This is a genomic window from Acinetobacter sp. YH12219 (genome assembly GCF_013417875.1).
Lineage (GTDB): Bacteria > Pseudomonadota > Gammaproteobacteria > Pseudomonadales > Moraxellaceae > Acinetobacter > Acinetobacter amyesii.
Genome location: NZ_VPDC01000030.1, coordinates 1 through 23883 on the forward strand (window position 1 = coordinate 1; position 23883 = coordinate 23883).

At 40.9% G+C, this 23883-nt stretch carries 18 protein-coding genes and 1 pseudogene; 15 read left to right on the forward strand and 4 right to left on the reverse strand.

The genetic code is table 11. From position 1 onward, the window contains the following. Positions 1-675: 675 nt before the first annotated feature. From FTV04_RS15260 to FTV04_RS15280, 5 genes are all read left to right on the forward strand, one after another. Positions 676-2049 carry an MFS transporter gene (locus FTV04_RS15260; RefSeq protein ID WP_078194503.1) on the forward strand — a complete coding sequence of 458 codons (1374 nt, stop codon included), beginning with the start codon at positions 676-678 and terminating at the stop codon, positions 2047-2049. Between the two features lie 360 nt (positions 2050-2409). Continuing rightward, complete coding sequence (locus FTV04_RS15265) at positions 2410-3855, forward strand: aldehyde dehydrogenase family protein (RefSeq protein WP_180090264.1); 1446 nt, start codon at positions 2410-2412, stop codon at positions 3853-3855. A 117-nt stretch (positions 3856-3972) separates the two neighbouring features. After that, positions 3973-4503: a DUF1287 domain-containing protein gene (locus FTV04_RS15270; protein ID WP_373683561.1), complete on the forward strand. Its 531-nt coding sequence runs from the start codon at positions 3973-3975 to the stop codon at positions 4501-4503. 368 nt (positions 4504-4871) lie between these two features. After that, positions 4872-6356: a sodium-dependent transporter gene (locus FTV04_RS15275; RefSeq protein ID WP_180090266.1), complete on the forward strand. Its 1485-nt coding sequence runs from the start codon at positions 4872-4874 to the stop codon at positions 6354-6356. A gap of 1 nt (position 6357) precedes the next feature. Beyond that, positions 6358-6468 carry a methionine/alanine import family NSS transporter small subunit gene (locus FTV04_RS15280; protein ID WP_180005359.1) on the forward strand — a complete coding sequence of 37 codons (111 nt, stop codon included), beginning with the start codon at positions 6358-6360 and terminating at the stop codon, positions 6466-6468. Positions 6469-6551: 83 nt separating this feature from the next. Here the strand turns inward: FTV04_RS15280 and rsmB are convergent, their stop codons facing one another. Together rsmB and fmt are read right to left on the reverse strand one after the other, a co-directional pair. After that, entirely contained in the window at positions 6552-7859 is a 1308-nt protein-coding gene (gene rsmB, locus FTV04_RS15285) for a 16S rRNA (cytosine(967)-C(5))-methyltransferase RsmB (protein ID WP_180090269.1), read from the reverse strand. After that, positions 7859-8818 carry a methionyl-tRNA formyltransferase gene (gene fmt, locus FTV04_RS15290; protein ID WP_180090271.1) on the reverse strand — a complete coding sequence of 320 codons (960 nt, stop codon included), beginning with the start codon at positions 8816-8818 and terminating at the stop codon, positions 7859-7861. Before fmt ends, rsmB begins: the two co-directional genes overlap by 1 nt. Before the next feature lie 437 nt (positions 8819-9255). On the opposite strand from fmt, the gene ilvD (FTV04_RS15295) reads away from it, so the two are divergent. The 4 genes from ilvD (FTV04_RS15295) to FTV04_RS15310 all read left to right on the forward strand — a co-directional run bounded on the left by ilvD (FTV04_RS15295) (position 9256) and on the right by FTV04_RS15310 (position 15200). Further along, on the forward strand, positions 9256-11085 hold the full coding sequence (ilvD, locus tag FTV04_RS15295; RefSeq protein ID WP_180090272.1) for a dihydroxy-acid dehydratase: 1830 nt from the start codon (positions 9256-9258) through the stop codon (positions 11083-11085). A gap of 687 nt (positions 11086-11772) precedes the next feature. Beyond that, positions 11773-13458 (forward strand): dihydroxy-acid dehydratase, encoded by a 1686-nt coding sequence (gene ilvD, locus FTV04_RS15300; RefSeq protein ID WP_180090274.1) that lies wholly within the window; start codon positions 11773-11775, stop codon positions 13456-13458. 151 nt (positions 13459-13609) lie between these two features. Next, entirely contained in the window at positions 13610-14932 is a 1323-nt protein-coding gene (locus tag FTV04_RS15305; protein ID WP_180049579.1) for a hypothetical protein, read from the forward strand. Further along, positions 14913-15200 carry a chorismate mutase gene (locus FTV04_RS15310; RefSeq protein ID WP_078191648.1) on the forward strand — a complete coding sequence of 96 codons (288 nt, stop codon included), beginning with the start codon at positions 14913-14915 and terminating at the stop codon, positions 15198-15200. The genes FTV04_RS15305 and FTV04_RS15310 overlap by 20 nt, the downstream gene beginning before the upstream one ends. Before the next feature lie 69 nt (positions 15201-15269). Here FTV04_RS15310 and FTV04_RS15315 read toward each other — a convergent pair. Next, a pseudogene (locus FTV04_RS15315) lies at positions 15270-16587 on the reverse strand (ISNCY family transposase). Positions 16588-17210: 623 nt separating this feature from the next. Here FTV04_RS15315 and FTV04_RS15320 point away from each other — a divergent pair. The 6 genes from FTV04_RS15320 (at position 17211) to FTV04_RS15345 (ending at position 22777) form a co-directional block, all read left to right on the forward strand. Beyond that, positions 17211-17489, forward strand: coding sequence for a metalloregulator ArsR/SmtB family transcription factor (locus tag FTV04_RS15320; protein WP_180090276.1), 279 nt, complete (start codon positions 17211-17213; stop codon positions 17487-17489). Positions 17490-17499: 10 nt separating this feature from the next. Then, positions 17500-18519, forward strand: coding sequence for a permease (locus FTV04_RS15325; protein WP_180056120.1), 1020 nt, complete (start codon positions 17500-17502; stop codon positions 18517-18519). A 24-nt stretch (positions 18520-18543) separates the two neighbouring features. Next, the gene (locus FTV04_RS15330) at positions 18544-18783 is read left to right on the forward strand and encodes a thioredoxin family protein (RefSeq protein WP_180056121.1); all 240 of its coding nucleotides are present in this window, start codon (positions 18544-18546) and stop codon (positions 18781-18783) included. Between the two features lie 86 nt (positions 18784-18869). After that, positions 18870-19931: an ArsO family NAD(P)H-dependent flavin-containing monooxygenase gene (locus FTV04_RS15335; RefSeq protein WP_020846547.1), complete on the forward strand. Its 1062-nt coding sequence runs from the start codon at positions 18870-18872 to the stop codon at positions 19929-19931. Between the two features lie 601 nt (positions 19932-20532). Next, complete coding sequence (locus FTV04_RS15340; protein ID WP_180090278.1) at positions 20533-21720, forward strand: DUF4268 domain-containing protein; 1188 nt, start codon at positions 20533-20535, stop codon at positions 21718-21720. Between the two features lie 319 nt (positions 21721-22039). Beyond that, on the forward strand, positions 22040-22777 hold the full coding sequence (locus FTV04_RS15345) for a sulfite exporter TauE/SafE family protein (RefSeq protein ID WP_180049573.1): 738 nt from the start codon (positions 22040-22042) through the stop codon (positions 22775-22777). 9 nt (positions 22778-22786) lie between these two features. Here FTV04_RS15345 and FTV04_RS15350 read toward each other — a convergent pair whose 3' ends face one another. Beyond that, positions 22787-23689 (reverse strand): LysR family transcriptional regulator, encoded by a 903-nt coding sequence (locus FTV04_RS15350; RefSeq protein ID WP_180090280.1) that lies wholly within the window; start codon positions 23687-23689, stop codon positions 22787-22789. Positions 23690-23883 lie beyond the last annotated feature (194 nt).

The following is a 23883-nucleotide window of genomic DNA, read 5'->3' on the forward strand; positions in this document are numbered from 1 at the left end:
CGAACTCAGAAGTGAAACCTCTTAGCGCTGATGGTAGTGTGGGGTTACCCATGTGAGAGTAAGTCATCGCCAGCTCATTATTCGAAACACCCCCTGACTAGTGCAGGGGGTGTTTTTTTATGCGTGAGGGAAAAGGAAAAAGGGAAAAGGAGAAAAATATAGATAAATTGATGCTTGAATCATCTAAACATGGATGATTATTAGACAATAAACGCATTCAAAAATCATTAATCAGGAGAATTACTAGCTTAAGATGCGGAAAATCTGAATGTAAGTCAGCTAAAACAACAGTTTAAATGCCTAACTATCGACTTAAGTGATGCTTGATGACTTATGATTTAGAAATCTACGACTTAGATCGTAGAGCTGCGGTTTTTTTCTATAAAATATGAGTTTTATTCTGACAATTTTCATATCAAATAATCTATCGTCTGATTGTGATTTAGCTTCTAATAACACATTGATAATTAATCATTATAAAAACTAGACCCACAGTCCATCGACTTTTTTATGTATAAATATTTCAAAAATATCCAAGTTTTTATGACATTTTATTCCCAAACAACATGGATATATCTGAAAGGTATGGGTCTATACCTTTGTAATTTTGGACAATTTACAGTCAAAAACGGCATTGTAGCGAAAAATAAAACTCACAATTGGAGGTGAGGTTCAATGTCTACAAGCACAATGAATGTGAATAGCGTTGTCGATAACGCTAAGTTCACAAAATCGCATTTCAGCATCATGATGTGGTGTCTAATTCTTATTTTATTTGATGGTTACGACTTAGCGATCAATGGTGTTGCGCTGCCTTTATTAATGAAAGATTGGGGATTAACAGCTGTTCAGGCAGGTATGCTAGCGAGTACAGCACTTGCAGGGATGATGTTTGGTGCCATGATGTTTGGTACTTTGGCTGATAAGATTGGCCGTAAGAAAGTCATCATGATCTGTGTATTTTTATTCAGTACATTCACATTTCTAGGCGGTTTTGCATCAAATCCTACTGAATTTGGTGCTTTACGTTTTATTGCTGGACTTGGCATTGGTGGAGTATTACCGAACCTTGTGGCATTGACGTCTGAATATGCACCTAAGCATCTACGCAGTACTTTAGTGACCACTATGTTCAGTGGTTATGCAATGGGTGGCATCATGGCGGCTTTATTTGGTTCATGGTTTACTGCGGATTATGGCTGGCAAATCATGTTCTTCATTGCGGGTATTCCACTGTTACTGTTGCCATTTGCTTGGAAGTTTTTACCTGAATCGCTCACATTTTTGGTGAAGGTGAATCGTCACGATGAAGCTCGTAGGATGATTCAAACCATTGCACCAGAGCAAACGGTGACTGCAAATACTCAACTTGAACTGACTGAAGTTGCTGTTCCGGGTGGAGCGTCTGTTAGAGCATTGTATAAGCAAGGTCGTGGCATAAGTACGATGTTGTTTTGGCTATGCTTCTTTATGTGTCTATTAACCCTGTATGCATTAGGTAGTTGGTTACCAAAACTAATGATGGCCGCAGGTTATTCATTAGGTAGCAGTTTGACCTTCCTATTGGCGATGAATATTGGTGCGGTAATTGGTACGATTGGGGGAGGTATTTTAGCGGATAAGTTCCATTTAAAACCGGTGATCATTACATTATGTCTGGCAGGTGCTGTGGCATTATCTTTACTCGGCTTTAATTCTCCACAGCCTGTGATCTACCTTTTGGTTGCAGTCGCAGGTGCATCAGCAATTGGTTCTCAAATCTTACTCTATAGCTATGTTGCACAGTATTATCCGCTGTCTGTTCGTTCGACAGGAATTGGTTGGGCATCTGCTGTGGGGCGTACAGGTGCGATTGTTGGTCCGATTCTGATCGGCTATTTATTATCACAAGAATTGCCACATCAAATTAATTTTATGGCTGTGGGAATTCCAGTAGTCATCGCAGCGATTGCAGTGTTCTTTATTCGCAAAGCTCAAACGGATGAAGAAGTTGCTGCTTTAGAAAATGTGAATAAGGCTTCAGTGAAAACACAACGTTCGTATAGCTAAATCATAGATTTAAAAAGCCCGTCATTTGATGGGCTTTTTTCATGTTGTATTCACATTTTTTATTATTAATTTAGTTTTGAAGAATTTATTAATATTATGATAAATAATGAGATTTTTTATTTTAAATAACTTTTCTAATTTAATTTCATCGTTTTATAGAGACTCGATCATCCGTTTTTCAGTACAAGCCGAGATCTGAAAATAGGGGATGAAGTTCAGGGCGTATAAGTAATCAAGTTTGAGGCTTGTGGTTCATTTTGTTACTTAAATATAGTGAACTCTGTGCTCAGTCAGCGCATGATAGAGGCATAGACTTATTCACATTTATCAATAATGTCTCAAGATTATGGAAATATCATCATGTCCAAAGCCGTACAAGATATAAAAGATTATCCGCTCTATGTTGCAGGTAAAGCAGAGACCACAGCGCAGTGGTTAGAAGTGAATCATAAATATACCCAAGACGTATATGCACGCGTTGCACTCGCAGATGCTGCAACCATTGAAATAGCCATTGATTCAGCGGTTAAATCTAGCGCTGCAATGGCGGCATTGGAACCTTTTCAAAAACAAAAAATCTTACTGCACTGTGTAAAACGTTTTAATGAAATGCGTGCAGAATTGACTGAAATTTTAATTGCGGAAGGTGGAAAACCGCGTAAAGCCGCAGCTGCTGAAGTTGAACGTTTAATCAATACCTTTCAAATTGCTGCTGATGCTGTTACACAGATGGATGATGGTCGCATGATCCCATTGGCGGTTACCGCAGCGGCATCTGGCTATCAAGGTATGGTCAAACATGTGCCAATTGGTCCTGTATCGTTGATCAGCCCGTTTAATTTTCCGATCAATCTTACTGCGCATAAAATTGCACCTGCCATTGCTGCAGGCTGTCCATTTGTGTTGAAGCCTGCAAGTTTGACGCCTATTTCAGCTTTAAAAATTGCGGAAGTTTTAGCAGAAACAGATTTACCTAAAGGTGCCTTTTCGGTTTTACCTTGTCCACGTGAACATGCAGATGTCTTGGTCACTGACGACCGATTTAAACTGCTCAGCTTTACCGGTTCCGATGTTGTCGGTTGGGATATGAAAGCGCGTGCGGGACGTAAAAAAGTGACTTTGGAACTTGGTGGTAATGCTGCGGTATTGGTTGAGCCTGATACTGAAATTTCAGCGGCATTTATTGAACGCTTAGTCGGTGGGGCGTATAACCATGCAGGGCAGGTGTGTATCAGCGTACAACGCATCTTGGTGCATGCTGATATCTATGCCGATGTGAAGAAAAAACTCGTGGCGAGAATGAAGCAGCTTAAAGCGGCTGATCCTCACTTGGAAAGCACCATGGTCGGTCCAATGATTAAGGAAGCTGAAGCAACCCGCGTGCATAAATGGGTCGATAAAGCAGTCAAAAAAGGAGCTAAAGCTTTGGTTCGTGGTGAACATCAGGGTGCTTTGCTCGATCCAATTTTATTGGAAAGTGTCGATGAATCACTGGAAGTGTATAAAGATGAAATCTTTGGTCCTGTAGCGATTTTAGAGAAATACAAAAATTTTGAAAAAGGCATCGCCAAAATTAATAGCAGCCGTTTTGGCTTACAGGCGGGCGTCTATACGCAAAATTTGAATAAAATGCTGTATGCGTGGAATCACTTAGAGGTCGGTGGAGTGATTATTAATGACATTCCATCTTTCCGTGTCGATAACATGCCATATGGTGGCGTAAAAGATTCTGGCTTAGGCCGTGAAGGGATTCAGTCTGCCATTCGAGATATGCAAGAAGAACGCGTATTGGCGATAAAATTGTAGTCATTTAAACATGGGCTTGGTTCAGCATGATTCTGTTCGAAGCCCAGTTTTTGAATCATTTCAAAAATCTAAAGTGAATAAGAAAAAATGAAACGAATTTTATTATTGGTCAGTTTAATGACTGTGAATATGGCTGTCTTTGCTTTTAATGCCACTCAAATGGTGACGGATGCACGCAGCCAGATCGGGAAAACCTTATATTATGATCCTGCGTATACTGCACTGCGTTATCCGATGGGAGATGTCCCTTTAATCAAGGGTGTTTGTACCGACGTGGTAATTCGTGCATTACGACAGCAAGGGATTGATTTACAACAAGCCATTCATGAAGATATGAAAGCCAATTTTAAGCAGTATCCACAAAAATGGGGCTTAAAAGGAACCGATAAAAATATTGATCATCGACGTGTTCCCAATATTCAAACTTGGATGCAACGTCAGGGCTATGTTGTCAAAGATAAGCAGTATTTGGCAGGAGATATTGTCACTTGGGACTTAGGGCGTGGTTTAGTGCATATTGGCGTGGTTTCAGATCGTAAAGTGAAAGCTAGCGATGTTCCGCTCATCATCCATAATATTGGAGAGGGCACACAGGAAGAAGATCTTTTGCATGCCTATAAAATTACCGGACATTATCGAGTGAAATAACTTTAAAAATTTAATAGGAAATAAAACATTCCTAAAAGTTATATTATTGATAACTTAAATTGTATGAAAAATAAGCTGATTAAATGAACATTTAAACTTAAACATATTATAAAAATGGAATATTTGCCGTAGAAATTACAGAAAAACTTAAAAAAAGTGAGTATTGTTAATTCATACAAAGGGAAAGTTATTTGTGGTGTTTTTAACAAAAATGCGCATGTGATTTTTCTGTTTGCAATTTGGTATAGACGCTCATAAGGTATCTCACCAGATCAAACACCCAGAATTTTTATTTTTATGGTTCTTTTTTTGCTCGCGATATAATCATAACAAGCAGCAGTTAAAGATGCCTGAGGTTTAGGTGTTCTATGTCAGATAATCGTGAAAGCTGGTCTGCGCGATCAGGCTTTATTTTAGCGGCGATTGGATCAGCCGTGGGTTTGGGGAATATTTGGCGTTTCCCTTATGTTGCTTATGAAAATGGTGGTGGTGCATTTTTAGTACCGTATTTGATTGCAATTTTTGCAGCAGGTTTACCCTTACTCTTTTTGGACTATGTTGTTGGACATAAGTTCCGTAAAGCACCACCTACAGCCTATAAAAAGTTAATGAATGCTGAATCATTGGGTTGGTGGCAAGTGATGGTGACTCTGATCATCGGGATCTACTATGCCAGCGTGTTGTCATGGGCCGGTAGTTACATGTATTACGCCATTGGACAACAATGGGGCTCAGATACGGAAAGCTTTTTCTTTAAAACCTATCTACAAAATGGTGATGGCTTAACATTTGGTTTTGTTCCGACTTTATTTGTTGGTTTAGTCATTGTTTGGGCTGTGGTGATGTTCATTCTCTATGGCGGTGTACGTCGTGGTGTAGAACTTGCCAATAAAATTTTTATGCCGTTATTGATCGTGTTATTTAGCATTTTAGTCATTCAAGCATTGCGTCTACCGGGTGCGGCAGAAGGCTTAAATGCATTCTTTACGCCAAACTGGGAAGCGATGACCGACTATAAAGTATGGTTAGCAGCCTTTGGTCATATCTTCTTCTCGTTATCGATTGGTTTCGGGATCATGTTGACCTATGCGTCTTACTTAAAAGCAAAAACCAACTTAACCGGTTCAGGTGTAGTCGTTGCATTAGCCAACTCATCATTTGAAATCTTAGCGGGTATTGGCGTCTTTGCAGCACTTGGTTTCATGGCACAAAGTTCAGGTGTACCTGTAAAAGAAGTAGTATCTGGTGGTATTGGTTTAGCCTTTATTGCCTTCCCGAAAATCATTTCGAGTATGGGGGCAGGCGGTGATTTGTTTGGCTTCTTGTTCTTTGCTTCGTTGGTGGTTGCAGGGATTACCTCTATGGTGAGTATCTTGCAAGTGCCAATTGCAGCGTTTCAAGACAAATTGGGTTGGTCAAAAAATAAAGCTGTGAGCATTATTGGTGGCGGTTCAGCAATCGTATCTACACTTTTATTCTCTACACAAAGTGCCATTACTTTTGTTGATATCATTGACTACTTTGCCAATAACATTGGGATCGTGGGTGGTGGTTTACTCTCTATTATTTTGGTGTCGTGGTTCCATCGTCCATTGATGAAACAATTACAAGAGCATGCAAATCAATACTCAAGTATCAAGTTGGGTCAAGGTTGGAATTTCTTATTGACCGTGATCACCCCAATTTCATTATTGGTTGCACTTGTATTGACGATTAAGGCTGTCGCAACTGAAGGTTATGGCGGTTATCCTGCAACGACACTTTGGTTGGTGGGTGGTTCGGTATTGGCCTTCTTTGTATTGGGTTCTGTTCTATTAAGCTTGTGTAAAGACAAAGGTCCAGAGGAGAATTAATATGAATACATCTGCAATGATCATGATGATTTTATCAATTGTTTTGCTATGGGGTGGTTTACTTTTAGCGACGATTCATTTGGTGAAAAATCCTGACGAAGCTGAAGATTAATTTAGAGTCATGAATAAAAAATGCCCGATGAATTCATCGGGCATTTTTTATGATTGTTTACATCTAAAAAGGTGTTTATTGATTTAGGCCGTTTTTACTATACGGCAATAATAGAAACCATCACCATAACCGACTTTTGGGAAAAGTTGACGGCCATGGATCTGTTCCATACCCCAGTCTGCCTCAATTTTGACTTCTTGAGCATCTGCATGATTAGCAAAAAACTCAACCATTTGCTGTTCATTTTCAGCTTTTAAAATCGAGCAAGTGATGTAAAGCAAGGTGCCGCCGACTTTAAGCTGCTTCCACATGTTTTCCAAAATTTGCTTTTGTAACACTACCGTTTTCGCAATGTCGCCCGATTGACGTAGTAAACGAATGTCAGGATGACGACGCATTACACCCACAGCGGTACATGGCGCATCGAGCACGATGCAATCAGCAAGTTCAGGAGCAGTATAGGTGACGGCATCGGCAGTTTGGATTTCGACATGTTTACCATCGAGATCCAAACGATCAAGGTTTTCAACCACACGTTTCAGACGTTTCTCATCTTGGTCGAGTGCGATGAGTTTCTTTGGTTGGAAGGTCTCTAAAATGTGTGCTGTTTTACCACCCGGCGCAGCACAAGCATCAATCACAAATTTACCGTCAAGATTTGGCAATAGTGTTGCGCAAAGCTGAGCATGTTCATCTTGTACCGAAAAACCACCTGCTTCAAAGCCCGGCAGGCTTGGAATGTGTAGGCTTTCGTCCATCACAATGCCGACATCAGACAGTTCACAGCGATGCGCATCGATACCTTCATCTTCCAAAATATCGAGGTATTCGTCACGGCTCACTTGACGTGTATTGACACGCAAAGTCAGTGGCGCAATTTGTTTAAGCTCATAACTGAGTTCATCAAATTGTTCACCCCAGTCTTTTTTCAGACGTTTGGTTAACCAACTTGGTAAATTGGTCGCTTGTTCAAGTACATCGTAGAACTGTTCTGTTTCACGTGTTGCGCGGCGCAAAATCGCGTTGATTAAGCCACTTAGACTGCCCATACCCAATTGTTTTGCAGCGTCTACCGTTTCGGAAATTGCAGCATGAGCCGCGACACGGGTACACAATAATTGGTACAAACCAAGGTATAAACAGGTTTCAACCACTTGGTTATCTACCGGTTTAGACAGTAGCGGTAAAGTCAGTTGTTTCAATGCATACCATTGACGTAAACAACCGAGCACCAATTCATGGAATAAAGCACGGTCTTTGTCCGATACAATATTCATTTGCTGCGCGAGGACAGATTGCAGCGATTGACCATTTTGGACAGCCAATAACGTCTTCACTACCTGAGCACGTAAATTAAGGTCTCGGGTCGAGGCGTTGGGAGATTGCTTCATTATAAAATTTGTCCAATAGTCAATTTTTGGGTTTGTAAAATTTGTACAGGGTTGAGTGGTTTAGCACCCGGCCATTGTAAAGAGGTCAATATAATCACGCTGTCATTGGCACAGGCAACATGTATGCCTTTTTTATCGATAGCGATGATTTCACCTGCTTGAGCATTCGGTGCTGAATCAGCAGAAAGTTCAGAATGCCAAACGCGTAAATTATTTTGCTCATCCAACTGAATGAATGCTACCGGCCACGGATTAAAGGCGCGAATGTTACGATCGATTTGTACAGCATCGATGGACCAATCAATTTTTGCTTCAGCTTTTGAAAGCTTATGTGCATAAACTGTTAATGCTTCGTCTTGGACTTCACGGCTGTCTAAATATTGCTGCAATGTTTGTTCAGTGTCTAAAACGGCAGCAATTGCAGTTGCACCTTGCTCTGCAAGTTTGTCATGCAAAGTTGCAGAGGTATCCGTTGCTTCAATCGGGCAGATGGTTTTATACATCATGTCGCCTGTATCGAGTCCGGCTGCCATTTTCATAATGGTGACACCTGTTTCAATATCACCTGTTGCGATGGCACGTTGAATCGGTGCTGCACCACGCCAACGTGGCAGCAATGAGCCATGAATATTCAGGCAGCCATATTTCGGGGTGTCTAGCACCACTTGCGGCAAGATCAAACCATAGGCTGCAACCACCATAACATCGGCATTTAAGGCTTTTAATTCCGCCTGTGCGGCTAAACCTTCTTCAGTCGATGATTTGAAATGAAGGGGTTGGTAAACGGGAATATCATGTTCAAGTGCTAAGACTTTAACAGCGGATGCTGTTAATTTTTGTCCACGACCTGCTTTGCGGTCAGGTTGAGTGTATACCGCAACAATTTCATGTTGTGTTTTGAGCAATGCAGCTAATGCTGTTGCGGCAAATTCTGGTGTACCGGCAAAGATGATTTTCAAAATGAATGAACCGAATCTGTGTTGAATATGTGGATTATAGCAAAGGATTAAAGCGTAATTTAGAACATTAGAAATTGATTTTTGCAACTTTGAAGCTGTCCAAGCTCAATGATTTCATAACCCAAAATAGAACTTTTGCAATTTTTAAATAAATTATATTTATATAAAAATTAAAAATTATTCATGAAAGTTTTGTATTGTGCAGCCATTGATGGCGGTATAGTAGATTTCAGTTAAAAGATTTTTGTCGTCAAATCACTCGTTTTTATTGATAGACCCATCTGCCCAAATCTCAGCTTAAAAAGCCATCTTTAAAAACAATGGCTTGGTGTATGATAGGTTTAAAATTCGACTGATTTTACATCATTGTCAGTATGATTTAGCCAGAGTGAATCTGTAGGATTCATTTCAAGCTCAAACTTTGTTGGAAATATAAAATGCCTGACTATCGTTCAAAAACATCGACACACGGAAGAAATATGGCGGGTGCGCGCGGCTTATGGCGCGCAACTGGTATGAAAGATGAAGACTTCGGTAAACCAATTATTGCCGTCGTGAACTCATTTACTCAATTTGTACCGGGTCACGTTCATCTTAAAGACCTTGGTCAACTCGTGGCACGTCAGATTGAACAGGCAGGCGGTGTAGCAAAAGAATTCAATACCATTGCTGTTGATGACGGCATTGCGATGGGTCATGACGGTATGTTGTATTCACTGCCTTCACGCGACCTGATTGCTGACTCGGTGGAATATATGGTCAGCGCACACTGTGCCGATGCCATGGTGTGTATCTCGAACTGTGACAAGATCACTCCGGGGATGTTGATGGCAGCAATGCGTCTGAACATTCCAGTGGTCTTCGTGTCTGGCGGTCCGATGGAAGCCGGTAAAGTAAAAATTCGTGGTAATGACAAAGCGATCGACCTGATCGATGCGATGATCGTCGCTGCAGATGATAACTATACTGACGAAGAAGTGGCTGAATATGAACGTTCTGCATGCCCAACCTGTGGTTCATGTTCAGGCATGTTCACTGCGAACTCAATGAACTGCTTGACTGAAGCCTTAGGTCTATCGCTTCCAGGTAACGGTTCAACTTTGGCAACTCACGCCAACCGTAAGAAACTGTTCGAACGTGCAGGTTCTCTCATTGTTGAACTGGCAAAACGCCATTATGAACAAGACGATTATAGCGTATTACCACGTTCAATGGTGACTAAAGCTTCGTATGAAAATGCCATGACTTTGGACATCGCAATGGGTGGGTCAACCAACACCGTTCTGCATTTATTAGCAGCTGCAAATGAAGCTGGTGTTGATTTCACGATGGACGACATTGACCGTTTGTCTCGCAAAGTGCCTGTACTCTGTAAAGTTGCACCTGCGAAAAACGACGTGCATATGGAAGATGTACACCGTGCAGGCGGCATCATGTCGATTTTGGGTGAATTAGACCGTGCAGGCTTGCTCGATACTTCGGTTGGTACCGTTCATGAAGCTTCATTAAAAGATGCTTTAGATAAATGGGACATCATCCGTACTGAAAATGAAGACGTATATCAATTCTTCCGTTCAGCACCGGGCGGTGTACCAACGCAAACTGCATTCTCTCAAGATCGTTATTACCAACGTCTTGATGGTGACCGTGAAGCGGGTGTAATCCGTAATGCAGAACATGCATTCTCTAAAGATGGTGGTTTGGCTGTGCTTTATGGCAACATCGCGCTAGATGGCTGTATTGTAAAAACTGCAGGTGTGGATGATTCCATCCTGAAATTTAACGGTACTGCACGTGTATTTGAAAGCCAAGATTCTGCAGTAGAATCGATTTTGGGTAATGAAATCAAAGCGGGCGATGTAGTTGTAATTCGCTACGAAGGTCCACGCGGCGGTCCGGGCATGCAAGAAATGCTGTACCCAACCAGCTACCTGAAATCGAAAGGTTTAGGTAAAGAATGTGCACTATTAACGGATGGTCGTTTCTCTGGCGGTTCATCAGGCCTTTCTATTGGTCACGTGTCTCCAGAAGCTGCAGAAGGCGGTGCAATTGGTTTGGTGGAAGATGGCGATTTAATCGAAATTGATATTCCAAACCGTACCATCAACTTAGCTGTTGATGAAGCGACTATGGCAGCTCGCCGTGCAGCGCAAGAAGCGAAAGGTTGGCATCCAGTGGAAGAGCGTCCACGCAAAATTTCGAAAGCATTGAAAGCGTATGCAATGCATACCACGAGTGCGGCGAAAGGCGCAGTACGTGAAATCTAAGCTTTAGATTTCTAAATAGAAAAGCACTCCTAATGGGGTGCTTTTTAAATTTGCATCTACATAACTTGCAATGGATAAGAGGAAACGTCATCTGCAACTGTTTGAGGCAAACGGTAATTTAAAAGTGGATTTTTCTGCGATCAATTTTTTAGTTGCAACCAGTTGCCGAGTTTTGCGGATGACAAATGGTTTTGGTTACTTTTGCCAAAACAAAAGTAGCATACGTGCTCCGAAAATTAGCTTTTATAGGATAAGACTCCGCTGTAATCAGCTTTTAAATGAAATAATGGGACAATAATTCTAAGTTATAGATTTATTAATCTGATTAAAAATAATGTTTCTTGAAGCAACTAAATAAAATTTAATAATTAGTTGATGTCATTAAAATTCTAAAAAAGACAGCCTCGAATAGTAGCTATAATTTATATGGCTTTGTGTAGGCAATCCCTTACTTTTGAAAGATCAAAAGTAACAAAAATCTTTTGTTCTCCTGATATGGCATCCCTGCCATACAGGAAAACAGCGACATCCATGTCGCTTTGTCATGTGATTGAATGGTATTGCATGCGCTAAAAATCTTTTTTGTTGAGATCTAATTTCTTTTACATGCCGAGCGCTTTCTATACAATAAATTTAAAAGAATCCGCCAAGGCTGAAGCCAAAATCAGCCATCGCCAAGGAAGAACAATGAGTAAAAATAATATTCGCGAACATTCTGCGCCTGTTTATGAAGGTATCGAAAATGCGCCTGCACGTTCCATGATGCGTGCCACGGGCTTCCAAGATGCTGACTTTAAGCGCCCATTTATAGGCATCGCCTCGACTTGGGCCAATGTCACGCCGTGTAATATGCATATTGATGGCTTGGCGCGTGAAGCTGAAAGCGGGGTGAATGCTGCAGGCGGGAAAGGGATTATTTTTAATACCATCACCATTTCTGACGGCATTTCCAACGGTACAGAAGGCATGAAGTATTCATTGCTATCGCGGGAAATCATTGCCGATTCCATTGAAGCTGTGGTGGGCTGTCAGGCCTATGATGGCGTAATTGCCATAGGCGGCTGCGACAAGAACATGCCGGGCTGTATCATGGGTTTGGCGCGATTAAACCGTCCGGGCCTGTTTATTTATGGTGGCACCATCAAACCCGGAGCAGGGCATACCGACATGATTTCGGTATTTGAAGCAGTGGGTCAGCACGCCAAAGGCGAAATTAATGAAATTCAGGTCAAGCAGATTGAAGAAGTCGCGCTGCCGGGGCCGGGTTCGTGCGGCGGTATGTATACGGCCAATTCGATGGCTTCAGCGATTGAAGCCTTAGGCATGAGCTTGCCAGGTTCATCGGCGCAGGAAGCAGTTTCAGCAGATAAAATTGAAGATTGCCAACGCGCAGGTGAAGCCGTGATGAACCTGCTGCGTCTGGATATTAAGCCGCGCGACATTATGACTAAAGCCGCTTTTGAAAACTCGATTAAAGTACTGATTGCCTTAGGCGGTTCGACTAATGGCGTGCTGCATTTGATTGCCATGGCGCATACCGCAGGCGTGAAACTGTCTTTGGATGATTTTGTGCGTATTGGCAAAGACATACCAGTGGTGGCCGATGTGCGTCCATCGGGTAAATATTTAATGTCGGAACTGATTACTATTGGTGGTATTCAACCGCTGATGAAGCGCATGCTGGATGCAGGTATGCTCGATGGTTCTTGCTTAACCGTTACGGGTAAAACTTTGGCGGAAAACTTAGCCGATGTAGCAGACTATCCTGAAGGACAGCAAATTATTCTGCCGTTTGATGCACCTATTAAAAAAGACTCCCACCTAGTGGTGCTGAAAGGCAATCTGTCACCGACGGGTGCAGTGGCTAAAATTACCGGTAAAGAAGGGCTGTATTTTGAAGGGCCCGCGCGGGTATTTGAGGGCGAGCAGGGCGCCATGCGCGGTATTTTAGATGGTGAAGTACAAGAAGGCGAAGTGGTAGTGATCCGCGGTGTCGGGCCGAAAGGTGGGCCGGGTATGCCGGAAATGTTAAAACCGACTTCAGCGATTATTGGTAAGGGCCTAGGCCAATCTGTTGCACTGTTGACTGATGGGCGTTTCTCGGGCGGCAGCCATGGTTTTGTGATTGGGCATGTGACACCAGAAGCCTATGAAGGCGGCCCAATTGGCTTGGTCAAAAACGGCGATAAAATATCAATTAACGCTGAAACTCGTGAAATGACGTGGCATGTGGCTGAGGATGAAATTGCTGCACGTCGTGCGGCCTGGGTCAAACCGAAACCAAACTATACCCACGGCGCTTTGGCAAAATTTGCCAAGCTGACCTCTGGCGCGGAAAAAGGTGCAGTGACTGACCTAAATCTAGACGTCTAATCCATTGTAAAACATTGAACATTCAGCCCTGACTTGATATAAGTTTTGCACAAGGCTTATATCTCATTTAAAACAGCTTCATAATAGAAGTTGAATTTTAAGTATGTGCTGGAAGGTTCGGCACAATTCATAATTTTGAGGCAAAAAACGCATGTCACTGTTACGCCGTTGGTTCGATCCAATCCGATCGAGTTGGTTTTATCAGAAACCGACCCGACAAGCGGTGTTACCCACGGAACAAGGTCTGAGTGTTTATCTTCGACTGGATGATGTCTATAGCTATTTGGCTGCGCAGCAACTGCCTCAATTAGAAGAAATTCTCAGTGATGAAATTAAACCACTAAAAGTGATTATTTGTCGTCAGAGTGCTGAACCTCCAAATCAAATGTCATCGATAGAATGGCAACAATATTGTCTGAATGATGCCCAAATTTTAGCGCGGCAGCATCGTTTTAGTTTTCATGAAACACCTGAACAACCGACCGCTGAAGCTTTAGAACAAGCCGAAATTATTCTAAAAAATACGCCATTACGCGGCCAAGATTTTCTTTATTTACTTGAAGATGTGTTCCACATGCTGTGGCAAAAGCAGTATGGCAAGCTGAGAACACTGTATGCGATGGCCAGCCGTCATCATAAAGCACAGGATTTTCCAGAACGGATCTTTTCTGACTTACCAATTTTGACGGGGTATTTTGAGTTTGGTGAACGTAAGTACCATGCTGTAGATGATTTACTGCGTTTAACACGCCGTTTAAAACAACAAAAACTCCTGACAGATAACCCGATCTTTATGATCAATCATATTGAATGGCGTGAGCACCTGATCAGTGATGCAGAAGAGTTGAATGAAATTCAGGGACTCGATCCTGAGCTTGATCTCTACATCGCGATGGAAGATCCGATTTCATGGTTACTGTTGGCTTATATTCGTGAGGAATTGGCGGACTATTATAATATTCAGCTGAATGTGTATCCATTGTCGTATCACGGTCGTGATCTGTTTGATTGGAGTTTGGCAACACGTCTGTCTAAACGGACAGAAGTTAAGTTCACGCCATTTTGCCGGCCTACAGAAGCTGCGACATTAGCTATGTCACAGCTTTACTACAGTGCGCCCGAAGAGCAGCGTATTGATGTGATGTATCGTATTTTGGAAGCCGTATGGACCAAAGGGCGTGATTTATCCTTCAAAGCACATTTTCAGGCTTTACAGTATGAGTTAGAGATTTCTGAACTGACTACTAACGATATTGCTGAAAAATTAAAAGAAAATGATATGCACTGTGAGATGAAGTCACAGCCCGATTTTCCTGTTTTAGAATTACGTATTGCAGGTCAAAGCTATGTATTTAATAGCTTATACCGCGTTTGGATGATTGAAAGTATTTTCAGTAATGTGTTAGAAGAGAAGTATAAAAGTGAAAACACCGCTGAAAGTGAAGCCAGAGAAGATGAAGAAAGAAAAAGTTGAGTCATTAGAGCAAGCCCGCGCACAGATTGATGTGATTGATCAGGGGATTATTGAGCTCATTGCTGCACGTCAGTTTTATGTCGATCAAGCGGTGCGTTTTAAGCGTTCAGTACAGGATGTTCAATCACCAGAACGTGTCGAAGCGGTGATAAGTAAAATTCGTCTACAAGCCACAGAGCACGGTGTAAATGCAGATATTGTGGAACGTTTATACCGCGATATGATTCAGCATTTTATTCAACGTGAGTTGAAAGAGATTCGTCCATAGTTGGGACCGATTTGATGTTATTCCCCAATTAAAATGTCTATGCGATAAACCATTTAAAATGTCCTGTTTTTAACTACAAGAGTCAAGCACAGGATTCAGATTTCGTTGTTGAATCGCTGTTTTCTGTGCACGTCTACTTGGCATCTTTTGAGAACGATTGCGTTTGTTTTGTTGTTCCAGTTGTTCATGCTGTTGTTGAATATGTGCCAGCACAGAACCCAAACGTTTATTCTCAACGATCTCTCTGGTTGAGCTGACTTAATTTATCGAAGAGGCTGTAATTGATTTTTCTTCCCTGATATTCAATGGCTACAGTACCATCCGGATATTCCAGGAACTCAAGATACTTGCCGACCCATCTTTGATTTTCTTCGCTGTTTTCCAAGATATATACGCATTTATCATAAGTAATCGTCAAGCTGTTCGTGACCCTGCGGGGTTCACGCCAGGTAAAAACATCATCTAATTCTTCGGCTGTTTCAGCGATAGGCCGATGTAGATCCTTGGGATTAATGGCCATCTTGGCAAATTTACGATTAAATTGCTCAATAAAGCAGGGCAACCATGCATTGGCTTGCTCAATCGAACTAATGCCTTCCAAACGCATTTCTTTAATCAGACGGTCTTGAAGCGTTCTATTGGCTCGTTCTACACGGCCTTTAGCTTGTGGTGAGTTGGCGAAGATGATATCGATATTGAGGGTACTGAGCACACGTCCAAATTGCGTGATCTTGGTGTCTTTATTGCTGCTTTGATTCACCCTGAAGACTGAATGTTTGTCGCTGTAAAATGCTAAAGGCTTACCGTGCTGTTCGACATATAAGCGTGTTGAAATCATATAGTCAAAGGCTGACTCTGACGCACAGAAGCGTAAATGCTGCAATTTTCCTGTGGCATCATCGATGAATACTAGCAGACAGCATTTAGGTGCTCGACCTTCAAACCAATCATGGTGTGAGCCATCAATTTGGATCAATTCACCATAACAATCTCGGTTATAACGAGGCTGATATGGTCGTTTCAGGCGCTTGCAGCGAGGGATCCATAAGTCAGCTGCAATCATCCAGGAACGCAGGGTTTCTACTGAAAGATCGAGTCCATGTACGGTGGTGAGCTTTTCATGCGCTAAAGTGGGCCCGAAACCATGGAGTTGGTCAGAAACAATATTGAGGCATTTGAGTCTGAGTTCTTCAGGAAGTTTGGAATTGCTGATTTGGCCACGACCGGCATGGGCTAATGCAACTGGACCTTGGGCTTTGTATTTCTGCAGTAAGCGTCTGATCTGACGTTCTGAAATATGAAGTAGCTGAGCAGCATGGGATTGAGTTATGCGTTGATCGCAGATTTCCTGCAAGACCGACAATCGTTTAAGTTCTTTATCCGACATAGACACCAACATATCAAACCGTCCGCTAAGGAAATTGCAGAAGTGCATATTCTAAAAGCGGACATTTTTACTTTGGAGAAACCGGACATTTCTATTTTGGGCTTACAAAAGCATTTCGTATAACCTCTATTATGTTAAATAGAATCCTCTTTAGTTGAATATTCATGCTTATAAGTGGTGTGTAAATCTTAAGTGAGAAAATCACTTTTATTTCAGCACACGTCAGATGCCGTGATCGCAGAAATTACCGAATTTTTGCATCATCATTTTGATCTCAATCATGTGACTGTACAGCTAGAATCAATCGATTATGCTGAACATTGTGAGATGAACCATAAATATCATGTTTCATAGACATCTGACATTTAGTAGTACGTGAAGAAACCCTATATTTTGTATCGTCCATCCTAAGTGGTTTTAGATATTCCTTTGGCACAGTTAGGTACTTTTTTTAAAGAAGATGGAAAATTCATTATTGGGGAAAATGGTAAGTATCTAAAATAAAAACATAATTTATTGTGAAGGCCCTGAAAAATGGTTTTTTTTATTTCCCATGTCACATTGACAATAATCAATATGATTTACATACTGGTTACATTAGAGCCATTTAAGGATAGTGTAGATTGAACAATCTTCAGGCCTGTAATTTATATAAAGCTTTAACCGATGAAACGCGGGTTAAAATTTTACAAACACTGCATTCAGGTGAATGTTGTGCCTGTGAACTATTGAAAAATTTATCAATTACGCAATCTACGCTCTCCCATCATATAAAGTGTCTGACTGAATTAGGTCTAGTCAAGGGAAGAAAAGATGGACGTTGGATGCGTTATTCACTAAATATCCCTTGTACCGAACAGCTCTATTCATTCACTAAAACACTTTTAGTCGGCCAAGGTTAGGGGGATTTAAATGGACAGTATTATTGCAATCTTTGCATGGTTAAATAGCGTCCTGTTGAAAATGACATGGCTATCAGATGGAGTTGCCTGGTTCGTTGAAAATATCTTAGGTTTATCGATTGCCACGCAAGTCGGTGGCAGCGTGCATTTTTTTATCTATGATGTCATTAAAATTTTTATACTTTTAAGTGTCCTGATCTATTCACTGTCGTATATCCAGAGCTATTTCCCTCCAGAACGAACCCGACAAATTCTGGGACGCATGAAAGGGATTAAAGCCAATATCATGGGTGCCTTACTGGGAACCATTACCCCATTTTGTTCATGTTCATCTATTCCTATCTTTATTGGTTTTACTCGGGCCGGTTTACCTGTCGGCGTAACATTCTCTTTTTTGATTTCCTCTCCTTTGGTCGATTTAGCTTCCATTATTTTACTCGCGAGTATCTTCAACTGGAAAATTGCCATGATCTACGTGGTACTTGGTCTGATTCTGGCAGTCCTAGGTGGTTCACTCATCAGCTTTTTCAAAATGGAAAGGTATGTCGCTGAATTTGTAACGCACAATAATGCGGTGCAAGATGATGAAAATTTTAAAATGTCCGCGAAAGAGCGTCGCGAATTTGCCTGGGAGCAGGTGGTCGAAATCTTCCGGAAAGTTTGGATCTATGTCTTGATCGGTGTCGGTATTGGTGCTGCGATTCATAACTGGATTCCAACGCAGTGGATTACTGCCTTATTAGGGCAAGACCATTGGTATTCAGTGCTTGTTGCGACTGTGGTCGGCATGCCGATGTACGCAGATATATTTGGATCTTTACCTATCGCAGAAGCATTGGTAGCTAAAGGTGTGGGCTTAGGTACAGTTTTGGCCTTTATGATGGCGGTGACAGCGCTTTCTCTGCCATCGTTAATTTTGTTAAAACAGGTCGTGAAGAAACAATTGCTCAGCCTTTTTGTCGCGATTGTTTTTGTTGGTGTTTTAATCATTGGATATAGTCTAAATTTAGTTGGTCAGTTCTTTATATAAAAAAGCAGTCTCAGGAGATTAGAAATGCAGATTAAAGTTATGGGTACAGGTTGTCATAAATGTAAGGCTTTACTAGCAGCGACAGAAAAAGCAGTGAAAAGCAGTGGGGTACAAGCTGAAATTGAGTATGTCACGGACATAATTAAGATTGCTGAAACAGGTTTGATGAGTACGCCTGGTCTAGTCATTAATGATAAAATTGTCTCAAGCGGTAAAGTATTAGAAGCTCCAGCAATAGCTGAGTTAATTGAAAAAAATAAGTAAATTGAGTTATTGAAATTTAATATAAAAAACCAGTTGCTCCGGCAACTGGTTTTTTATATTAAAGAAAAATGAAAGGGGAAAGGGCTTTGAATCATAAACAGAATGAAACGGATGTGATCATTATCGGTGGTGGGCAGGCTGCTTTATCTACGGCTTATTTTTTAAAGCGAAAAAAAATACCATTCATTATTTTAGATGATCAAAATCAAGCAGGTGGAGCCTGGTTACATGCCTGGAATTCTTTGCGTCTATTTTCACCGAATAGCTGGAGTTCCTTACCAGGTTGGGTTATGCCGAATACAGAACAAACGTATCCGACCAAGAAAGAAGTTATTGAATACTTGCAGCAATATGAGCAGCGTTACCACTTTCCGATTATTCGTCCTATATATGTTGATCACGTCAAAAGCGAAGGAGAGGCATTGAGTGTGCATGCAGGTGAACAGTTATGGAAAGCCAAGGCTGTAGTCAGTGCAACGGGCACCTGGAGTCATCCTTATATCCCATCTTACCCGGGCCAAGAAAATTTTAAAGGGCTGAAATTACACTCCGCCCATTATCAAAATGCAGAACCGTTTAAAGATAAGCACGTCATGATTATCGGTGGTGGAAATTCCGGAGCACAAATTTTGGCTGAAGTTTCCCAAGTGGCAGACACTCTTTGGATCACGCCAACACCTCCTCAATTTTTAGCAGATGATGTTGATGGCCGTATACTATTTTTACGTGCGACAGAGCGTTTAAAGGCAAAATTAGAAGGCGGCACAATAGATCAGCCTGTTGGCGGTCTAGGTGATATTGTCATGATTGATTCAGTCAAAGATGCACGTTCACGAGGAGTTTTACATAGTGAGCGCCCGTTTTCGGCTTTTACAGAAGATGGCGTGATTTGGGAAGATGGATCTTTTCAACAGGTTGATGCTGTGATTTGGTGTACTGGATTTAAAGCGACTTTAGACCATTTAAAGCCACTTGGAATAGTAGAGGAAAATAATACGATACTGGTTGAAGGAACAAGATCAGTAAAACAACCCAACCTATGGTTAGTAGGATATGGTGAATGGACTGGACCTGGTTCAGCAACGCTGGTGGGTGTTTCAAGGACCGCGAGAACAACTGCTGAGGAAATTTCCGAATTTCTGGATTAAAATTTTGACCTATTTGTCTTGAGCAAGAAATAGCACAACAAATGGCAAATAAAACTCGTTATTTGGGTGCTATTTTTGTGGGCAAAATAAAAAGTTAAAAAATCAGTAGAAACCCGGCTTGGAAACAAGTCGGTTTTTTGGGTTTTCGCCACCGATTTTTTATAACATAACCTTTTGAAATATAACACTATTTATTTTGATGCGAAGTATGATTTTAATTTCCTGTTGGAAAGCCATGAAACATCCATTGTATGCCCCATAAAATAATTAGAATTAAAATTACGAAAAAGATAATTTCTAATTTTTTCATTTTTAAAGTTCTACTAAAATTAACATAATACACGTTATGCGAAATTAGAAAAATGAGTTTATTACACTGATATTTATCTGTTTTTTAAATTTTAAACCTGGGTTGGTGCCCAGGTTTTTTTATTGCGTATAACAGCCATTATGTTAAATGGAGGAATTTTATGATTCTAGACGTATTAGAAATAATCTAATTATGCTTTGCATAATATATAGATAAATGCTTGTATTATCTAAAATTGAAAGGTGCTTAAGCTGATTTTAATAGCTAAAAGCATATACATTTGGAAGCGATATGAGTTTATTTACTGTAGATACAGATAAGAAAGTATTAATGCCACTTGGTGGAACAAAACTAAGTGAACAACAACTGACAGAACGCTATGATTTACAAGAGTGGCTAGTTAGTCATCCTAAAGCTTTAGGTGAAGAGCTTCTAATTATTCAGAAAGAATTCTCAGGTTTTGATGGTACAGGGGAACGTCTAGATTTATTAGCATTAGATACCCAAGGTAGATTAGTTCTTATTGAGAATAAACGAGATGAAAGTGGACGTGATGCAGTTTGGCAAGCTATCAAATATGCTTCTTATGTTGCTACTTTTACTGTAGAAGATATTGAAAATGTTTTTGAACAGTATCTGCTTAAATACAAGCCTAGATATCCAGAACTTGATGATAATGCATATGATTTAGATCAAATTAAGCATACAGTAAAGTTACTTATTCAAAGATTCCTTGGCGAAAATCAAGAACTAGATGCTGAAATACCTACACTTAATTTAGGAAATAGCCAGCGTATAATTTTAGTAGCAGGTGAATTTAGACGAGAAGTTACTAGTACAGCATTATGGTTGATCGAACGCGGTATTGACGTCAAATGTGTCAAAGTTTCCCCATATGTATTAAATGGACAACTTTTAGTTCAAATCCAACAAATTATTCCTGTTCCAGAAGCTTCTGAATATATGGTGCGTTTAAACAGGAAAGATGCCGCGGAAGTTTCAGTTAAGATTAAACGCACTGATAAAACTGATATTCGATATCAATATTGGGAAGGATTATTAGAATATTTTTCAAAATTTAATAATCGTTTATATAACAATATAAGTCCAAAAAGTGATCATTGGCTTAATACTGGTTCTGGTATCTCAGGATGTGCATATACACTACTTTTTTTACAAAAAGAGCTAAGAGTCGAATTTGCTATGGGGCGTTCAAATGCAGAAGAGAACAAACTATTATTTGATTTTTTTAGTAAGCATAAACAGCAAATTGAAGAAGTATTTGGACAACCTTTGGAGTGGTTACGTTTAGATGATAAAAAATCATCCCGTATCCAATTATCAATAATGGTAGATGGATATGATAATACATCTTGGGAACAACATTTTAAGTGGCATTTGCAAAATATAGAAAGGTTAGAAAAAGCATTTAAGCCATTAATAGGTGAAGCTTACAAAGCTTTAAATAATATCAGTTAATATTTACTAATTTTAAAGTGTTTCTAAAATTAACATAATACACGTTATACGAAATTCTTGAAATTTTCCTATAAGTATCAATATTTTATTAAAAACCGTTCTAGTAAACAGCATATTGGAACGGTTTTTATATCACTATTCCACCAATACGCTTATAACTTATTCGAAATCAAAAGAGTTTGTTTAGCCCATCTACGCTATCTGCTTTAGACGCTATAACCTAGCCTCAACTTTTTATTGAGGCTCTATTCCAAAAACACTGATTTTTCAAAGCGCCTGAATTGCATAGCATAGAACCAATTCTTCAGCGAGTTTCGCCATGATTTGGTTCGTCATCACAGTTTTTGCAATCGCAGGTCTAATTAAAGGCACGATTGGGTTAGGCCTGCCTGCGGTATCGATGGGCTTACTCACCATGGTGATCAGTCCATTTCAGGCAGCGACGTTATTGATCATTCCATCTATGGTCACCAACTTTTGGCAACTATTTGCCGAAGGGCAGGTGCTGCGCCTAATTCAACGCTTTTGGCCCTTATTACTCGGCATCATCGTTGGTTCAATTTGGAGTATTTTCCCAACTTTAGGACATGGTGAATTTAAAAGTGAAGCTTTACTAGGTGGCATGTTGGCACTATACGGACTGTATGGGCTTTGTGCCAAAAGCTTACCGAACTTTGCACCACATGAAAAATGGCTATCTCCAATGATCGGTTATCTCGGTGGAGCGCTGACTGTAGCCACAGGTGTGGTGGTGATCCCGGTAGTACCATATTTGCAAGGTTTGCAGCTCAAACGCGATGATCTTGTACAGTCACTCGGTTTGGCCTTTACCACATCAACCATTTGTTTGGCAGTGTTCTTACAGCAAAATCCTGTGGAAGATCTTCCGATTGATTATGCCATGTCAGCCATGGCACTGATTCCTGCGCTCATTGGTATGTGGGCAGGGAAAAAAATCCGTTACCGCATTCCAGAACAAAAATTCCGTAAGGTGTTTTTTATCGGGTTGATTGCCCTCGGTAGCTATATGATGCTGCACCAGTTTGGCGTGATTTAAAGCCTAGACTTAGCCATCTAAAGTAGATTTTTGTGACAGTAGAAACTGACTGAAATGCTGATAATTTAAAGGTAAATCATCAAAATTACGTGCGGTGAGGAGCAGTTTTCGATTGGCCCATTCACCGCTGAGCTCAACTTGGGCAAAGGCATACAAACTGATTAATCGTCCGGCCGCACATTTTGGCATGATGGCAATGCCCACACCATTCGCCACCACTTGGGCGATCGCGGCAAAGTTCGGCAAACGCAGCCGATACTGAATTTCACAGCCGAATAATTTGGCTTGTGCCTCGATCGATTGTTGCAAGGAATGATATTGCATCAAACCGACAAAGGGATAATTTAAAATCTCTGCGGGTTTGACGCTAAGTGTCGAGGCCAATTCATGAGTTATAGGACAAATCAGTACCAAAGGATCATCTGCAAACTCTAGTGTTTGTAACTGTGCAGATTTAAAGAAACCTGAAATTAAGCCCAGTTGTGCATTACCTTGCTCTATCGCTGCAATGATGTCTTTAGACTCGGCTTCATGCAGCTCAATTTGTGTGTTGGGATTTTCCAGTAAATAACGTGGCAGCAAGACCGGCAAATATTCACTTTGTGCAGATGAATTACACCATAAGGTCATATTGGAACTCAGCCCACGCGCAAAGGGCAGCATAGCGTGCTCTAATTTTTGCCCCTCACCTAAGATGCGCTGCGCATGTTCAACCAAGGTTTGACCAGCAAGGGTCAGTTTGACCCCTTTGGCTTGGCGAGTGAACAGGGCTGTGCGGTAATGCTGTTCGAGTTTTTTAATCCGTTCACTGGCTGCTTGTAGCGAGATGGCAGAACGAGCAGCGCCTTTGGTCAGACTGCCGCTGTCTACAATGTGCAGCACCAATTGAAGGTCGAACAAATCCAGTCGCATATGGTGTATTCCTTGGCTAATGCCTTATCTTACCGAAAGAGCAGCTATAAAAAAAAGCGACCTTTCGGCCACTGCTGTCCCACAAAAATCACAAGAGGAACCTCAATTGAGGTTCCTCTTGTTTTATCACCCTCTTGTCTGGTGAGAATAGCGATTTCAAATACTTCCTTTCGAATAAGTTCACTTGGATAATT

Bases quoted from the DNA above. Each gene is read 5' to 3' on its own strand.
- FTV04_RS15260 (WP_078194503.1), top strand. From the start codon at position 676: ATGTCTACAAGCACAATGAATGTGAATAGCGTTGTCGATAACGCTAAG.
- FTV04_RS15265 (WP_180090264.1), top strand. From the start codon at position 2,410: ATGTCCAAAGCCGTACAAGATATAAAAGATTATCCGCTCTATGTTGCA.
- FTV04_RS15270 (WP_373683561.1), top strand. From the start codon at position 3,973: ATGACTGTGAATATGGCTGTCTTTGCTTTTAATGCCACTCAAATGGTG.
- FTV04_RS15275 (WP_180090266.1), top strand. From the start codon at position 4,872: ATGTCAGATAATCGTGAAAGCTGGTCTGCGCGATCAGGCTTTATTTTA.
- FTV04_RS15280 (WP_180005359.1), top strand. From the start codon at position 6,358: ATGAATACATCTGCAATGATCATGATGATTTTATCAATTGTTTTGCTA.
- rsmB (WP_180090269.1), bottom strand. From the start codon at position 7,859: ATGAAGCAATCTCCCAACGCCTCGACCCGAGACCTTAATTTACGTGCT.
- ilvD (WP_180090272.1), top strand. From the start codon at position 9,256: ATGCCTGACTATCGTTCAAAAACATCGACACACGGAAGAAATATGGCG.
- ilvD (WP_180090274.1), top strand. From the start codon at position 11,773: ATGAGTAAAAATAATATTCGCGAACATTCTGCGCCTGTTTATGAAGGT.
- FTV04_RS15305 (WP_180049579.1), top strand. From the start codon at position 13,610: ATGTCACTGTTACGCCGTTGGTTCGATCCAATCCGATCGAGTTGGTTT.
- FTV04_RS15310 (WP_078191648.1), top strand. From the start codon at position 14,913: ATGAAGAAAGAAAAAGTTGAGTCATTAGAGCAAGCCCGCGCACAGATT.
- FTV04_RS15325 (WP_180056120.1), top strand. From the start codon at position 17,500: ATGGACAGTATTATTGCAATCTTTGCATGGTTAAATAGCGTCCTGTTG.
- FTV04_RS15330 (WP_180056121.1), top strand. From the start codon at position 18,544: ATGCAGATTAAAGTTATGGGTACAGGTTGTCATAAATGTAAGGCTTTA.
- FTV04_RS15340 (WP_180090278.1), top strand. From the start codon at position 20,533: ATGAGTTTATTTACTGTAGATACAGATAAGAAAGTATTAATGCCACTT.
- FTV04_RS15345 (WP_180049573.1), top strand. From the start codon at position 22,040: ATGATTTGGTTCGTCATCACAGTTTTTGCAATCGCAGGTCTAATTAAA.
- FTV04_RS15350 (WP_180090280.1), bottom strand. From the start codon at position 23,689: ATGCGACTGGATTTGTTCGACCTTCAATTGGTGCTGCACATTGTAGAC.